The organism is Aquirufa novilacunae, from assembly GCF_045310505.1.
Lineage (GTDB): Bacteria > Bacteroidota > Bacteroidia > Cytophagales > Spirosomataceae > Aquirufa > Aquirufa novilacunae.
The window spans coordinates 410,368-425,100 of record NZ_JBEWZG010000001.1; the positions used below are offsets into that span (position 1 = coordinate 410,368).

The window sequence follows — 14,733 nt, forward strand, 5'->3', positions numbered from 1 at the left end:
ACTATGTTTGTACACGTTGTTAATTTTTGGTTAAAAAAAGGTTTAAGTCAAGAAGATATCGCCTTATTCGAGGCAGGTGTTCAGTCCTTAGCGGACGTGGAGACAGTGGATGTATTTAGCGTAGGTAAACCTGCTAAAACGGATCGTCCCGTTATCGATCGTTCGTATGACTACTGTTTATTGACTACGTTTGAGGAGGAGAAAGGGCATGATTATTACCAAACTGCACCCATCCACTTAGAATTCATTAAAAACTGTGCCCACCTTTGGGATAAAGTATTGATCTATGATTCAGAAAGCATATAAGCTTCTTCTTGTAGTAGGAGCGGTCAGTTGTTCGAAACACGTACAGCCGACTACCTATTATTCGAATGATTTCAAAAATGGGGGCGTAGAGCGTCACGATGGCTTAGGTTTCGAGGTTCCAGTAAAATATGATATCGATGTATTGTATTTTAATGAACACCCGAAGCAAAGCTATGAGGACATCGAGACGATCAAAATGTCTGGCGAGGTTCCTTTAGAGGATAAGCAAACCCAAAACGGAAAGATGCTTTACCGCGGCAATCACCAAGACAAAAAACAGGAAATCTTACGTCAAATGGTAGAAAAGGCCAAAGAATTAGGTGCTACCGCACTTATTGACGTCAAATATTCTGTTTATAGCACACAAACCGCGAGTGGCTTTACCTTTACTGGAAAAGCGGTTCGTTACGTGTTGAAATAAACCGATAGGCTTCTAAATTAGAAATTAACACGGGTCCTCTGGAACCGGTAAATCTAATTTGGAAGCTTTTTAGTTTCCGCTCTTTGAAGGTAATCATTCGTTTATGGCCAATGGTTCCTGCTTTAATGACCTCCTTATTTCCAGCTTCATCTTCTAATTCTACTTCAAAAGAACGAACACGTTGTCCTAAAGCAATAGGTTCTTGAAGCATCAATGTATTGATCTTTTCAGCCGTTTTCAAGGTTACGTTGATTTGATTATTCTTTTCAGTGGCCATCCAATAGGTGGATTTATTTCCATCAAACAAGGGACCTGTCTTTCCTTTCAACAGATTCACTAAAGACTTCGCACGTAATTGAGCAAAGCCCATCAATGAGGCTGAATCATTTTCATGAATCAATCCACGTGTATCTACCGGGATATTTAATAAAAGATTCGCATTACGCCCTACAGAGGCAGCATAGATTTTCAATAAGGAATCAGGAGTCTTCACTTTATTGTCTTGATCCGGGTGGTAATACCAACCGGGACGAATCGACACATCTACTTCTGGTGAAACCCAATGCGTCCCATTTTCTTGGCCATTTCTATAATTATCGAAGTCTGGACAACCTGGATAAATCTTATCCCGCAAGATAGGACTCCACATCGTATCATAGGCAAAACCACGTTCGTTACCTACCCAACGAATGTCTGGCCCAGCATCCGAAAATTGAACTGCATTTGGCTGGTACTTATTGACCATGGAATGAAAAAGTGGCCAATCGTACACTTGTTTTTTCCCGTTAGGACCTTCTCCATTGGCTCCATCATACCAAAACTCGAAAATAGGGCCGTATTGAGTGAGTAATTCCTCCTGCATTTTGGCATACACCTGATTATACTCGTCCGTTCCATAGGCAGGATGGAAACGATCCCAAGGGGATAAATAGATGCCTAGCTTCAAACCGTATTTCTTACAAGCTAATGACAATTCTTTTACCACATCGCCTTTCCCATTTTTCCAAGGTGACTTCGCCACCGAATGAGACGTGTATTTAGAAGGATATAAGGCAAAACCATCATGGTGCTTTGCAGTCAAAATTAATCCCTTCATTCCCGCCATATTCGCAATCCTTGCCCACTGATTACAATCCAATGCCGTCGGATTAAAGGACGAGGGACTCTCTTTTCCTTCACCCCACTCTACATTAGTAAAGGTATTCATATTGAAATGTATGAATCCATAATATTCTAATTCAGACCAAGCTAATTGCTTAGCGGAAGGAATAGGGTAGACCGGCTTAAATTGTTGAGCATAAACCGACATACTTAAGAGGGATAGGAATAAGAGAACTTTCTTCATTAGAATTCAGAATATAAAAAGCAGTTTTCAAAAATAGTTTGACCCTGATTCGGAATCGCACGGAATAAAGGGTTAAATCCGAACCAGATGATTTTTCCTTTATCCACTTCTTTCACCCCTAAAAGGAGTGAATTAGTTAATTGAGATTTCTTATTAGCTCCCACAAAACCTATTATATTCGGCTTTGAACCAGTTTTAAGCACCGGAGTAAAATCTTTAGGAAGCTTCACAAAATCACTTACTTGATTTAGAATATACATCGATGATTCATTAATTCTAAAGGCCAAAGGATGCGTCTTTTCCACTTCCACTTGCAATAAATTACCCGATGTTGTATTAGACAATTCAGCCCTCTCGCGCATCGCATAAGTAGAAGTATGACGCGAAGTATCCTCTTTTACCACTAAATCTTTATCCTCTAAAATCTTCCGCGCCCCTTCAAACAAAATCAATTTACCCCCTTTTTTCACCCAATCTTGTAAAAGAATTGAATTCGTATTAGATAGCGGGGAATGCTTACCATCTGGAATAATGATGTGCGTGTAATTGAATAAATTAGAGCGGAACAATTGCGTAGATGGAATAAAGGATGGCTTTAAACCATATTTCTGAGTTAGAAAATAGGCCAATTCCCCTTGTTGGTTCACATCGTTTGCAGGGTCTACTACTACAGCTATTTTAGGTACGAATACAGATTTATAGTGGGTGGAACCAAGGTCATAACTCGTATTAGAACGATAGGAATCTAATGACTGATAACCTCCACCAGTTTTTCGTAAAAAGGATAATCGATTAGCGTTATTCTCTTTAGAAAACGAGATAGCTAAATCACCTGTCTGCACATCTGAAAAGGATACCAATGCACCCGCTTTCACCGCTTCGTTTATAACGGTCTGTGTATATTTAAAATTAGATGGTCTGTGTAAGTAAACTAAATGATTAGTTGTATCAGTAAAAGATATTATTTCAGAATCAACTTTAATCTCATTAAAGACATTTTCATTAATACCATATGCTTTCAGTCCATTCAATTGGAATAAATTCCAAGCGGTAATATCATAAGTTAGCGAATCTTCTAAAGCGATTGTAGGATCCAATAGTGCTTGAACCAAAGGAGCAGATGTCTGTTTTGCCGGAATGAGTAATCCCCTTGATTCAACGGCTAAAGTCACTTGTTTCATGGATGAATAATCATAAGCCTGAATTGTTTTAGACAAACTCATATCTTCATTGTAAGTGATATTATTTTTATCTAATAATTGCATGAATTCTTGTGCTTTCTCCATTTCCTTTTCAGGTACAAAATAATAGGCAAATTGATTCGTCGGATTCGTTCTTGACTTATCGTGTACGCCATAAAAAGAAGCTTTCAACGCACCAGCATTCGATAGGGACCATTCAACTAAGTTTAAAGCCAAAGCGGAATGATGTTTTACGCGGTCTACGAGAGAAATTGTGTCGCCGTCACTTTTGGCAGAAATTAATCCCCCTCTAATACCTCCTTGTTCTAATGTCATACCTAAAGCCCCATTTAATACAGGATAGGTATCACCATAACCAGGATAGAGTAAATCGTAAACTTCAGAGGTAAAATAAGGCCACTGTTTTTCATCAAAAAGTTTAGAGAATGATCGACCTACACTTCCCTGAAGATCTTTAGTCGATTTAGCGATGAAATTCAAATAAGGCTTCGCTGCAGGCGGAAAGTAGTAGGAGTGTTGAAAACTCTGTTCATGAAAATCAGCATGCATCATGGGCATCCAAGAGCGGTAGAACTTCAAACGCTGTTGCGTTTCTTTCTGTGTCTGCCAAACCCAATCGCGATTTAGATCAAATGAAAAATGATTATAACGGCCGGAGGTAATGCCCTCATAATGTTCCTGATCATTAGGATCCGGATTTCCACCAGCAATAAAATTACGACGATTGTATTGGGTTACATAGGCATCACGACCATCTGGATTAATGCACGGATCAATTAAAATAACGTACGAAATTGATTTGTTGGGATTTGAAATTAAGGCATATGAGGTGTTTAATGCCGCCTCGCTTCCCGCGGCTTCGTTACCGTGAACATTAAACGATAAGTTGATAATCACCGGAAGGGTTGGATCAGCCGATTCTCCGGCGATCCGCTTTTGATGATTTATTTGCACTTGCTCTAAAGTAAGACTTGAAGGTAAATTCGCAATGACCATTTGGCCTTGCTCACGTCCCTCACTAGTATAACCATATACTTGCCATTTCGCTAATCCATTACTTTGTGAGGCTAAATATCGGCTATAAGCTACAATCTGATGGTGGTAGGTAAATTTGGATCCTATCGTATAACCTAGAAATTCAGAAGGTGTCTTAATTTGAGCTGAAAGACTAATTGAAACTAATAATAAGAGGGAGGCAATTATTTTTTTCATGCTGTTAATTTGGTTAGGAATAAAATTAAATAAAAGGCGGTAAATTCAGCAGTCTTTTGACTTTTATAAAAAATAAATACACATGGCATTACCTCTAAACGACAACAAAACAAGCTTAAAGAATTCAGAATCGACGTCATATACGATTCCGTTAATTTTAGTAACTAGTTTATTTTTCCTTTGGGGACTCGCTAATAGCTTAAATGGCTCCTTAGTTAAGCAATTCCAAACTGCCTTAGATTTACAACGTTGGCAGGCCAATATCGTAGAAACGGCCTTCTATTTTGGCTATTTTGCCATGGCCTTGCCTGCTGGGTATGTCATGAAAAAGATGGGCTATAAAGCAGGAATTTTAATGGGATTAGTATTGTATGCGGCAGGCTCCTTCTTATTTTATCCAGCTGCTGAGGTGCGTGTTTATGGTTTTTTCCTAGCAGCACTTTTCTTAATCGCGTCTGGTATTGCCTTTCTTGAAACTGCTGCCAATCTGTATGTAACTGTTCTTGGAGATCCTGAAAAAGGAGATTTTCGTTTAAATTTAGCACAATCTTTTAATGGAATGAGTATCATCCTTGGGCCCATCATTGGTGGTTTATTCATCTTCTCAGATAAAGAATATTCTCGTGAAATGATTCAGGCAATGCCTGCAGCAGAAGCTGAAGCCATTCGTGTCAGTCAAGCCGCTTCCGTTCAAATGCCTTATTTGCTCATCGGGTTAGTGGTGGCTTTGGTAGCTTTGTTATTTGTGTTTACCAAAATGCCGGAATTACAATCTTCAGAAGAATCCAACTCTAAGATTACCATAGCCAGCTTATTAAAACGTAAACATCTAGTATTGGGTATTATTGCCCAATTTTTAAACGTAGGGGCACAAGTTTCCTTATGGGGTAATTTTGTAGACTTGAAATTAGATTTAGCCAAGAATGACAATCTATGGTTAGTTGAAAAGATCTACCAAATTAGCGAGTCAATGAGTCCAACGCAGATTGCTAGTTTTCATGCGTCATTTGCCTTCATCTTATTCCTACTCGGTCGATTTCTTGGAACCTATTTAATGGGTAAAATAGCCTCGAACAAAGTACTAGGGGCCTATGCCATTGGTTCGGTGATATCTGTTATAATCGCGATGTTTGGCGGTGGATTAGCCGCTTTAGTTGCCTTAATTGCCGTATACTTTTTCCAATCCATTATGTTCCCAACCATTTTTGCCTTGTCCTGCAAAGGCTTGGGCGATGGATCAAAATTAGCATCCTCCTTAATCATTATGTCGATCGTGGGAGGCGCTTTAATTCCACCATTAACAGCCTCACTATTCAAAATAAGCACAGTTGCAGCATTAAGCATACCTCTTTTGTGCTTTACCTACATCATTTATTATGCGTATAAAGGTTATGAAATTAGAGACTAATGCAACGATTTATCTTATTTCTTGATTTACATGATGATCCTGGATTGATTCGGGAATATGAGAAATACCACGAGTCAATTCCTATTGAAATTGAAAAGAGTATCCTTGATTCGGGAATTAAGTCGATGCATATATTCCGATTTGAGAATCGCCTTTGTATGGAAATCATTGCAGATGAATCATTTAGTTTTGCCAAAAAAGGCGAAATGGATACCCTTAATCCTGCAGTGCAGGCCTGGGAAACTTTAATGTCTAACTACCAAAAATTAATCCCAGGAACGCCAGAAGGCGCGAAATGGGTTCTTGCCAAAAACATATTTAGCCTAACATCATGAGTCAAACGTATTTACAAATCAACCCTACAGACAATTTATTAGTAGCCCTACAAGATCTACCAAAAGGTACCGTGATTAACCACCATGGGAATCAAATTACCTTACAAGATGATATTGCGGCTAAACACAAATTCACCACCGAGGCGATTGCTAAGGATGGAAAAGCAACTATGTATGGTGTTTTAGTAGGTATCGCAAGTCAAGATATCCCAAAAGGCGGATTGATTCATACGTTTAATCTGCATCATGCTGCTACCGATTTCAAGGGTAAGCAAGAGGATTATCATTGGACAGCACCTGATGTTTCCAAGTTCCAAAACCGTACGTTCAATGGCTACCATAGAGCTGATGGCCAAGTAGGGACACAAAATTATTGGTTAGTTATCCCTTTGGTATTCTGTGAAAACAGAAACATTGAACTATTAAAAAATGCCTTCCTTAATGGATTAGGCTTCCAAAAACTAGATCCATTCACTCAGAAAGTACAACAATTAGGGGCCCAATTAGCCGAAGGAAAACCACTTGAAATTGATACAGAATCAACGGCATCCGTTTTAGTTCATAAATCAGCTCAATTCCCTAATGTAGATGGTATCAAATTCTTAACACATGAAAGTGGCTGCGGGGAGAACAAAGATGATTCTCTAAACTTGTGTGCTTTATTAGCAGGCTATTGCTTGAACCCGAACGTGGGAGGTATCACGGTGCTAAGCCTTGGATGCCAACACTCTCAAATCGAAGTATTTAAAGAGAAATTAAAGGAAAAAGATCCGAATTTCTCTAAACCTCTTTACATTTTTGAGCAACAACAAGATAATGGAAGTGGGGTTGAAAATATGTTGAATGAAGTGATCCTTCAAACATTCAAAGGTCTGGTTGAAATCAATAAACAAACACGTAAACCAGCTCCTTTATCAGCCTTACGCGTAGGTGTTAAATGTGGCGGTTCAGATGGATTCTCAGGTATTTCAGCCAATCCAGCCATTGGACATACCGCTGATTTAGTGGTAGGTCTAGGAGGCACGGTAATGATTGCTGAATTCCCTGAACTTTGTGGCGTAGAGCAAGAATTACAAAACAGAGCTGTCACAAAAGAAATCGCGGATAATTTCGGTTTCTTGATGCGCGAATATGCACGCAGAGCTGCCTTGGTAGGAGCAGGTTTTGATATGAATCCTTCACCAGGAAATATTAAAGATGGCTTAATCACAGATGCCATTAAATCAGCAGGAGCCGCAAAGAAGGCCGGATCTTCACCAATTGAAGACGTGTTAGGTTATGGGCAGTATGTGACTAAAAAGGGCTTAAACCTAGTTTGTACGCCAGGAAATGATGTCCTTGCTACCACCGGAATGGCGGGTGCTGGAGCCACTATTCAACTGTTTACGACTGGTTTAGGAACTCCTACCGGAAATCCAATCAGCCCTATGGTTAAATTATCGACTAACACGAAGCTAGCTGAAAAGCTACCTGAAATTATTGATATTAACTGTGGACCTATCATTTCTGGTGAGAAAACGGTAGAGCAGATGGGAGAGGAAGTTTTGGAATACATTATTCAATTAGCCTCAGGAGAAATTAATACCAAAGCCATGGATCTAGGACAGGATGATTTCATGTTCTGGAGAAGAGGGGTATCCTTGTAAAGAATAAAGAATAAAGAATAAAGAATAAAGAATAAAGAATAAAGAATAAAGAATAAAGAATAAAGTAGAGTAGAGATTATAGAGTAGAGAGTATAGAGTAGAGATTATAGAGTAGAGAGTAGAGATAAAAACAGACTAGTGACTTACGACTAGCGACTGATAACTATGTTCAAACTAACCCACAAAAAAGTCGTCATTACCGGCGGATGCTCTGGCATCGGAAAATCAATTGCGATCACCTTTTTAGCACAAGGGGCAGAGGTACATGTGATTGATTTGAAAGCTCCTGCTGAGCCATTACCAGCTGATATTACCTTACATTTAGCGGATATTACGAATATAGATTCAGTTCAAGCAATTGCTATTGAATTAGGTTCGATTGATATTTTAGTGAATAATGCAGGGATTCCACAAATTGGTAATTTGGAGAAAACGAGTCCTTCAGATTTTCAAATCATCTTTGATGTGAATGTAAAAGGGGCATATCACTGCATGTATGCCTTTATTCCAGGCATGATTCAGCAAAAGTCGGGGGTGATTTTAAACATGGCATCGGTGGCTGCATCGGTGGGAATACCCGATCGTTTTGGCTATTCAATGACAAAAGGGGCGATAAAATCGATGACGCAATCTGTAGCGAAAGATTATATTAACCAAGGGATTCGTTGTAATTGCATTTCACCTGGAAGAGTCCATACGCCTTTTGTGGATGGATTTATCGCGAAAAACTACCCAGACAATCAAGCGGAGATGTTTGCCAAATTATCAGCCACTCAACCAATAGGTCGTATGGCCCAACCACAAGAAATTGCACATTTAGCTTTATATTTATGTTCCGATGAAGCCGCATTTATCACAGGTTGTGATTATCCTATTGACGGTGGATTCATTTATCTAAACAACTAAACCTATGAAAAAACAACTGATTTGCCTTTTATTGATTTTGGGAACCTCTTTAAGCTCCTTTAAGAAGGATGGACCTAAGCGTATTATTTTCTTCGGAGATTCGATCACGCAAGCTGGGGTAAATAAGACGGGGTATATTACCAAAATGACCGAGATGATTGCCGCGCAAGGTCTATCTAATCAATATGAATTAATTGGAGCCGGAATCGGAGGAAATAAAGTATACGATTTGTACTTACGTCACGAAGACGATGTAGTCGCAAAGAATCCTAATCTAGTAATTATCTACATTGGAATTAACGATGTTTGGCATAAGACAACATCCCGTACTGGAACAGATGCTGACAAGTTTGAGCGCTTCTACAATGCTTTAATCAAGAAGATTCAAAAAGCTAACGCTCAAGTAGTTATCTGCACACCTACCGTGATCGGAGAGAAGTTCGACAACACGAATGAAAACGATGGTGACTTAAATGCGTACAGCCAAATCATCAAAAAGATTGCAAAAGATAATTCCGTGCAATTAATTGATCTTCGCAAGGCATTCATGGATTACGAGGCAAAAAATAATATCGAAAACAAAGCGTCTGGCATTTTGACAACAGACCGAGTTCATTTGAATGAAGCAGGAAATCAATTCCTAGCTGATACGATGTGGGACGTTATTAAAAAGTTATAAAATGAAATTAGCTAGAATAGGAGCTGTAGGCCAAGAAAAACCGGCGATTTTTGAAAATGGAGAATACTATGACGTATCCTCCATTTTTCCAGATTTCAATGAATCCTTTTTTGAAAGAGGGGGATTAACTGCCATGAGGAATTTGAAGGCAACCGATTTCCCTAAAATCTCTGGAAGAGTAGGATCCTGCGTAGCAAGACCTAGCAAAATCGTCTGTGTGGGATTGAATTATGCGGATCATGCGAAGGAAACAGGTGCTGCTATCCCGACTGAACCTATTCTTTTCTTTAAAAGTACCACCGCATTATCGGGACCAAATGATGATATCATCATTCCCAAAAACTCGACTAAGACGGATTGGGAAGTGGAATTAGCCATTATTATTGGCAAAAAAGCATCTTATGTTTCAGAAACTGATGCCTATGATTATGTGGCTGGATATTGTTTACACAACGATTTATCTGAACGCGAATACCAATTAGAAAGAGGTGGAAACTGGTCAAAAGGCAAAGGATGTGATACTTTCGCGCCTTTAGGGCCATTTTTGGCGACCAAAGAGGAGATTGCTGATGTTCATCAACTATCTATGTGGTTAGACGTCAATGGGAAGCGTTTTCAAACAAGTAATACGAACCAATTGATCTTTAATGTTCCTCAGGTCGTTTCATATATCTCTCAATTTATGACACTTTTACCGGGTGATGTCATCAGTACTGGGACACCACACGGAGTAGGATTAGGGTTTAATCCACCGATCTATCTACAAGCTGGAGACGTGGTAACCTTAGGAATGGAAGGTTTAGGAGAACAAAAACAAACTGCTGTAGCCTATCAGGGATGATTGATTCGCATCAACATTTTTGGAATTATAACGAAGAACGAGACACCTGGATTACTCCTGAAATGTCCGTTCTCAGAAAAGATTATTATCCATCCTACAGCGAAGGTCTCTTTAGAGAGAATGGATTTACAGGTTGCGTAGCCGTTCAAGCAGACTCATCTGAGGAAGAAACCTTATTTCTTTTAGCCTTAGCTGAACAAAATGAATTCATTCAAGGCGTAGTAGGATGGGTAGATCTCCAAAGTTCAAACATTGAAGATCGCTTAGCTTATTTCTCCCAATTCGAAGCAATAAAAGGCTTTCGGCACATCGTTCAAGGAGAAAAAGATCCCGCATTTCTAGCTAGAAAGGAATTCATCAAAGGGGTCAAAGCACTTGCTAGTTTTGATTTGAGCTATGATTTATTAATCTATCCTCATCAGATCGAATCGGCTATTTCCTTTTGCCAAACCTGCAATGATCAACGTATCGTTTTAGATCATTTAGCGAAAGCTCCCCTTAAATCTGGTGATATCTCTGCCTGGAAAAGCCACATTTCTGGATTTAAAGATTTAGATCACGTTTCTGCCAAAATATCGGGAATAGTTACTGAGGCTAGCGATCAAAACTGGACTACAGATCAGGTAAATGAGATTATTGAGGTGTCATTGGACGTTTTTGGCCCATCTAGATTACTGATCGGGAGTGATTATCCTGTTGTTTTATTAAATTCAACCTTGGAACGCTGGGTGAGTACATTCAAAAAGCAATTAGGTGGTTTAAGTGACACTGAACAAGCAAAAATTTACGAAGGCAACGCCATCGAATTTTATCAATTAGAAACACTATGAATCTAGGATTAAGAGAAAAAGTCATTGTAGTAACCGGAGGCGCTAAAGGCATTGGACAAGGAATTTCTGAGTCATTAGCCCTAGAATCTGCGATGGTGGCTATTGTGGGAAGAAATGAAGCGGACAATCAGTTGTGCATCGAAAAGATACAGGCAACTGGCGGACAAGCTTTTTCATTTGTGGCTGATCTGAGTAATCCATCAGAATGTGCAAAGGTGGTAGAAAAGATTGCTACCATGTTTGGTAAAATTGATGGTCTAGTGAATAATGCGGGCCTTAATGATGGAGTGGGCTTAGAATCAGGCAATTATGAGAAATTCATTCAATCCATCAACGCGAATCTGACACACTATTATTTAATGGCTCAGGCTTGTTTGCCTTATTTAAAAAAGAGCAAAGGAGCGATCGTAAACATTGGATCTAAAACCGCTGAAACCGGTCAAGGAAACACCTCCGGCTATGCCGCATCCAATGGGGGCAGAAATGCGCTTACAAGAGAATGGGCATTAGAATTGAGAAATTTTGGTATACGTGTTAATTCCGTTATCGTAGCGGAATGCTTTACTCCGATGTACGAGAAATGGATTCAAACATTGGATAATCCGTCGGAGAAATTAACTAGCATAATCAATAACATTCCCTTAGGCAAACGTATGACTACAAAAGAGGAGATAGGGGATATGGTTACGTTTCTACTATCACCCAAATCTAGTCATACCACCGGACAAATTATCCACGTGGATGGAGGGTATGTTCATTTAGACCGTGCCGTTTTATGATCAATTTAGACGTTTTTGAGAGCCCAGGCCTGCTCGTTTATCCGGATCGAGTGAAACGAAATATCGCCAAAGCCATTGAGATGGTAGATGGAAACCCATTTCGATTACGTCCACACATCAAAACGCACAAAACAAAGGAGGTAAACGAACTACTTTTAGAAGCAGGAATCACTAAATTCAAATGCGCCACTATAGCAGAGGCAGAACTTTTAGCCCTATCTAATGCACCAGATGTATTACTATCAATGCAATTAATTGGGCCCAATATTTCCCGCTTTCTGCAATTAAAGGAGGCATATCCATCCACTCAATTCTCCTCCATTATTGATGATATACAGGCTGCTGAAGCTTTGAATGAGGCATTTGAAGGAAATAATACAGGAGTCTATATCGATTTAAATATGGGGATGAATCGAACCGGTATTCGTCCGGAAAAGGCTTTCGATTTAATTCAACAACTACATAAATTACCTCATATAAGCTTAAGAGGTTTACATGCCTACGATGGACATATCCGTGATAAAGAGTATCAAGATCGTGAAAACCACGTTAACTCCGATTTTGTCTCATTCTATCAATTAATAGATCAATTAGACACAAAAGATTTAGAACTAGTGGTATCTGGAACTCCTAGTTTTTTAGTACACCATAAGAATCCATTGTTTACTTGCAGCCCGGGAACCTTTGTGTTTTTTGACGCGGGATATGCAGCCCTATTTCCGGAAAACACTTTTGAATTTGGAGTAGAAATCATTTCCAGAATCATTTCAAAACCCACAGAAACGACCATTTGCCTTGATTTAGGACATAAATCAGTGGCGGCAGAAAATCCAATCGATAACCGAGTGAGATTCATTGACAGACCTGAGTGGATCTTGAAATCACAAAGTGAGGAGCATGGTATTGTAGAGGTGGGAAATAGTTCAGCCTATCAGATTGGTGAAATCGTCACCATGGTTCCCTATCACATTTGCCCAACAGTAAATTTACACTCGCATCTACAGGTAATGGATGGAGGTCTTTGGGAAGTAAAAGCTAGAAACAGACGACTATGTTATTAATCGACGCTCATTTAGATCTAAGTATGAACGCGCTCGAATGGAATCGAGATTTGCGTTCAAGCATTTTAGAAATCAATGAGCGAGAAAAAGGATTAACCGATAAACCAGATCGAGGGAATGCCACAGTCAGTCTAGACGAATTACGCAAAGGAAACATCGGGTTAGTAGTAGCAACTCAAATTGCCCGTTATGTAGCTCCAGGTTCTAGTTTGCCGGGTTGGAATAGTCCAGAGCAAGCATGGGCACAGACTCAAGGCCAATTAGCCTATTACAAGGCCTTAGAGCGTTCCGGTGATTTACGGCCTATCCGAAATCTATCTGAATTAAAGGATCACCTCATCCAATGGGAGGCATCCAAGCAAGCCATCGGCTATATTTTAAGCCTAGAGGGAGCGGATTCTATCATTTCATTAGAATACCTAGAAATAGCATATGCCTATGGATTGCGTGCATTAGGACCAGCTCATTATGGACCAGGACGTTATGCGCAAGGAACTAATGCCACCGGAGGAATGGGAATTGCTGGCAAAGATTTGTTGCGTAAAATGATGGAATTGAATATCATTTTAGATGCGACACATTTATGTGATGATAGTTTCTGGGAGGCGATGGAAAATCACCAGGGGCCAGTTTGGGCGAGTCATCAGAATTGCCGTGCCTTAGTGGATCATAACCGTCAATTTTCCGATGAACAATTAAAGGAGATCCTTAGCCGAGGTGCTGTCATCGGAATGCCCATGGATGCTTGGATGATGGTACCGGGATGGGTGAGAGGGGAATCCACTCCACAAAATAAAAATGTGACAATGGATACACTCATCGATCATTTGGTCCACGTTTGCAGTTTGGCTGGAAATACGAACCAAGTGGGATTAGGAACGGATTTAGATGGAGGATTTGGTCGAGAACAATGTCCTGCAGATATTGAAACCATCGCTGATCTTCAAAAACTGCCCGATCTACTAGTAAAAAGAGGATTCTCAAACAAAGACATCGTCAAATTCTGCCATCAAAACTGGCTTAATTTCCTAGAAAAAACTTGGGCCTAAGACTGAGGAGCGGGGCTGACACTCGTCCAGCCACCATCGACGATTAATGTCTGACCTGTAATGTGTTTGGCCTTATCACTTAAAAAGAAACATACCGCTTCTGCGATATCTTGGACGTCTGCCGGTTTGCCTAGAGGCGTCAATCGACTCCATTCTTTCAAATAATTTGCATCTTTCTCTGTCCGCTCCGTCATCGTAGCACCTGGAGAAACCGCGTTAATGCGAATCTGAACAGGAGATAGGTCGATCACTAAATTCTGCACTAATTGATTCAAAGCAGCTTTCGTCATGCCATAGGCCGCTAAATCCGGATGTGCTTGGTGTCCCGTCACAGAGGAAGTCACCACAATCGACCCCGCCTTTCCAGATTTACGAATAGACTTAGCCACCGCCTGAATTAAGAAGAAAGTACCCTGAATGTTTAAATCAAGTAATGATTTCATTGAATCTGGGCTGTAATCCCAAAAACTCCCAAATGTCGTTACCCCGGCATTACACACACAACCAGCTAAATCGCCAGGAAGCGTCTCTGCATAAGCTACTAGCTCTTGAATAAAGGCTGGAGAACTAACATCTCCAGCCCTTACATAGCTACCTTTTAATAAGGTAGCATCGATATCATTTACAAGTACGACATGTCCTTCAGCCATCAATTGCTGCGCAATCTGATGTCCAATACCTTGTCCCGCACCAGTAACGATATACTTTTTCAT

Annotated in this window: 15 protein-coding genes; 12 read left to right on the forward strand and 3 right to left on the reverse strand. The window is 40.0% G+C overall.

The genetic code is table 11. The features are described 5' to 3' along the window. Positions 1-3: 3 nt before the first annotated feature. Both V7S74_RS01870 and V7S74_RS01875 read left to right on the forward strand, forming a co-directional pair. Entirely contained in the window at positions 4-306 is a 303-nt protein-coding gene (locus tag V7S74_RS01870) for a Dabb family protein (RefSeq protein ID WP_406777072.1), read from the forward strand. Continuing rightward, the gene (locus V7S74_RS01875; protein WP_406777073.1) at positions 287-727 is read left to right on the forward strand and encodes a heavy metal-binding domain-containing protein; all 441 of its coding nucleotides are present in this window, start codon (positions 287-289) and stop codon (positions 725-727) included. Before V7S74_RS01870 ends, V7S74_RS01875 begins: the two co-directional genes overlap by 20 nt. On the opposite strand, the gene V7S74_RS01880 is transcribed toward V7S74_RS01875, so the two are convergent. After that, positions 693-2,072 (reverse strand): alpha-L-fucosidase, encoded by a 1,380-nt coding sequence (locus tag V7S74_RS01880; RefSeq protein ID WP_406777074.1) that lies wholly within the window; start codon positions 2,070-2,072, stop codon positions 693-695. The genes V7S74_RS01875 and V7S74_RS01880 overlap by 35 nt on opposite strands. Continuing rightward, positions 2,072-4,486, reverse strand: coding sequence for a M14 family zinc carboxypeptidase (locus V7S74_RS01885; protein WP_406777075.1), 2,415 nt, complete (start codon positions 4,484-4,486; stop codon positions 2,072-2,074). The genes V7S74_RS01880 and V7S74_RS01885 overlap by 1 nt, the downstream gene beginning before the upstream one ends. A gap of 82 nt (positions 4,487-4,568) precedes the next feature. On the opposite strand from V7S74_RS01885, the gene fucP reads away from it, so the two are divergent. The 10 genes from fucP to V7S74_RS01935 all read left to right on the forward strand — a co-directional run bounded on the left by fucP (position 4,569) and on the right by V7S74_RS01935 (position 14,020). Further along, positions 4,569-5,894: an L-fucose:H+ symporter permease gene (gene fucP, locus V7S74_RS01890; protein WP_406777076.1), complete on the forward strand. Its 1,326-nt coding sequence runs from the start codon at positions 4,569-4,571 to the stop codon at positions 5,892-5,894. Further along, positions 5,894-6,229 (forward strand): L-rhamnose mutarotase, encoded by a 336-nt coding sequence (locus V7S74_RS01895; protein ID WP_406777077.1) that lies wholly within the window; start codon positions 5,894-5,896, stop codon positions 6,227-6,229. Before fucP ends, V7S74_RS01895 begins: the two co-directional genes overlap by 1 nt. Further along, complete coding sequence (locus V7S74_RS01900; RefSeq protein WP_406777078.1) at positions 6,226-7,875, forward strand: UxaA family hydrolase; 1,650 nt, start codon at positions 6,226-6,228, stop codon at positions 7,873-7,875. Before V7S74_RS01895 ends, V7S74_RS01900 begins: the two co-directional genes overlap by 4 nt. Before the next feature lie 165 nt (positions 7,876-8,040). Next, a complete protein-coding gene (locus tag V7S74_RS01905; protein WP_406777079.1) occupies positions 8,041-8,781 on the forward strand; it encodes an SDR family NAD(P)-dependent oxidoreductase in 741 nt (246 codons plus the stop codon). 4 nt (positions 8,782-8,785) lie between these two features. Continuing rightward, positions 8,786-9,460 carry an SGNH/GDSL hydrolase family protein gene (locus V7S74_RS01910; protein WP_406777080.1) on the forward strand — a complete coding sequence of 225 codons (675 nt, stop codon included), beginning with the start codon at positions 8,786-8,788 and terminating at the stop codon, positions 9,458-9,460. Position 9,461: 1 nt separating this feature from the next. Then, positions 9,462-10,301, forward strand: coding sequence for a fumarylacetoacetate hydrolase family protein (locus tag V7S74_RS01915; RefSeq protein ID WP_406777081.1), 840 nt, complete (start codon positions 9,462-9,464; stop codon positions 10,299-10,301). After that, a complete protein-coding gene (locus V7S74_RS01920) occupies positions 10,298-11,131 on the forward strand; it encodes an amidohydrolase family protein (RefSeq protein WP_406777082.1) in 834 nt (277 codons plus the stop codon). Before V7S74_RS01915 ends, V7S74_RS01920 begins: the two co-directional genes overlap by 4 nt. Then, entirely contained in the window at positions 11,128-11,910 is a 783-nt protein-coding gene (locus V7S74_RS01925) for an SDR family oxidoreductase (protein ID WP_406777083.1), read from the forward strand. Before V7S74_RS01920 ends, V7S74_RS01925 begins: the two co-directional genes overlap by 4 nt. Next, the gene (locus V7S74_RS01930) at positions 11,907-12,971 is read left to right on the forward strand and encodes a D-TA family PLP-dependent enzyme (RefSeq protein WP_406777084.1); all 1,065 of its coding nucleotides are present in this window, start codon (positions 11,907-11,909) and stop codon (positions 12,969-12,971) included. Before V7S74_RS01925 ends, V7S74_RS01930 begins: the two co-directional genes overlap by 4 nt. Further along, positions 12,962-14,020 (forward strand): dipeptidase, encoded by a 1,059-nt coding sequence (locus tag V7S74_RS01935; RefSeq protein ID WP_406777085.1) that lies wholly within the window; start codon positions 12,962-12,964, stop codon positions 14,018-14,020. The genes V7S74_RS01930 and V7S74_RS01935 overlap by 10 nt, the downstream gene beginning before the upstream one ends. Here the strand turns inward: V7S74_RS01935 and V7S74_RS01940 are convergent. Beyond that, the gene (locus tag V7S74_RS01940; protein ID WP_406777086.1) at positions 14,017-14,733 is read right to left on the reverse strand and encodes an SDR family NAD(P)-dependent oxidoreductase; all 717 of its coding nucleotides are present in this window, start codon (positions 14,731-14,733) and stop codon (positions 14,017-14,019) included. The genes V7S74_RS01935 and V7S74_RS01940 overlap by 4 nt on opposite strands.

Bases quoted from the DNA above. Each gene is read 5' to 3' on its own strand.
- V7S74_RS01870 (WP_406777072.1), top strand. From the start codon at position 4: ATGTTTGTACACGTTGTTAATTTTTGGTTAAAAAAAGGTTTAAGTCAA.
- V7S74_RS01875 (WP_406777073.1), top strand. From the start codon at position 287: ATGATTCAGAAAGCATATAAGCTTCTTCTTGTAGTAGGAGCGGTCAGT.
- V7S74_RS01880 (WP_406777074.1), bottom strand. From the start codon at position 2,072: ATGAAGAAAGTTCTCTTATTCCTATCCCTCTTAAGTATGTCGGTTTAT.
- V7S74_RS01885 (WP_406777075.1), bottom strand. From the start codon at position 4,486: ATGAAAAAAATAATTGCCTCCCTCTTATTATTAGTTTCAATTAGTCTT.
- fucP (WP_406777076.1), top strand. From the start codon at position 4,569: ATGGCATTACCTCTAAACGACAACAAAACAAGCTTAAAGAATTCAGAA.
- V7S74_RS01895 (WP_406777077.1), top strand. From the start codon at position 5,894: ATGCAACGATTTATCTTATTTCTTGATTTACATGATGATCCTGGATTG.
- V7S74_RS01900 (WP_406777078.1), top strand. From the start codon at position 6,226: ATGAGTCAAACGTATTTACAAATCAACCCTACAGACAATTTATTAGTA.
- V7S74_RS01905 (WP_406777079.1), top strand. From the start codon at position 8,041: ATGTTCAAACTAACCCACAAAAAAGTCGTCATTACCGGCGGATGCTCT.
- V7S74_RS01910 (WP_406777080.1), top strand. From the start codon at position 8,786: ATGAAAAAACAACTGATTTGCCTTTTATTGATTTTGGGAACCTCTTTA.
- V7S74_RS01915 (WP_406777081.1), top strand. From the start codon at position 9,462: ATGAAATTAGCTAGAATAGGAGCTGTAGGCCAAGAAAAACCGGCGATT.
- V7S74_RS01920 (WP_406777082.1), top strand. From the start codon at position 10,298: ATGATTGATTCGCATCAACATTTTTGGAATTATAACGAAGAACGAGAC.
- V7S74_RS01925 (WP_406777083.1), top strand. From the start codon at position 11,128: ATGAATCTAGGATTAAGAGAAAAAGTCATTGTAGTAACCGGAGGCGCT.
- V7S74_RS01930 (WP_406777084.1), top strand. From the start codon at position 11,907: ATGATCAATTTAGACGTTTTTGAGAGCCCAGGCCTGCTCGTTTATCCG.
- V7S74_RS01935 (WP_406777085.1), top strand. From the start codon at position 12,962: ATGTTATTAATCGACGCTCATTTAGATCTAAGTATGAACGCGCTCGAA.
- V7S74_RS01940 (WP_406777086.1), bottom strand. From the start codon at position 14,733: ATGAAAAAGTATATCGTTACTGGTGCGGGACAAGGTATTGGACATCAG.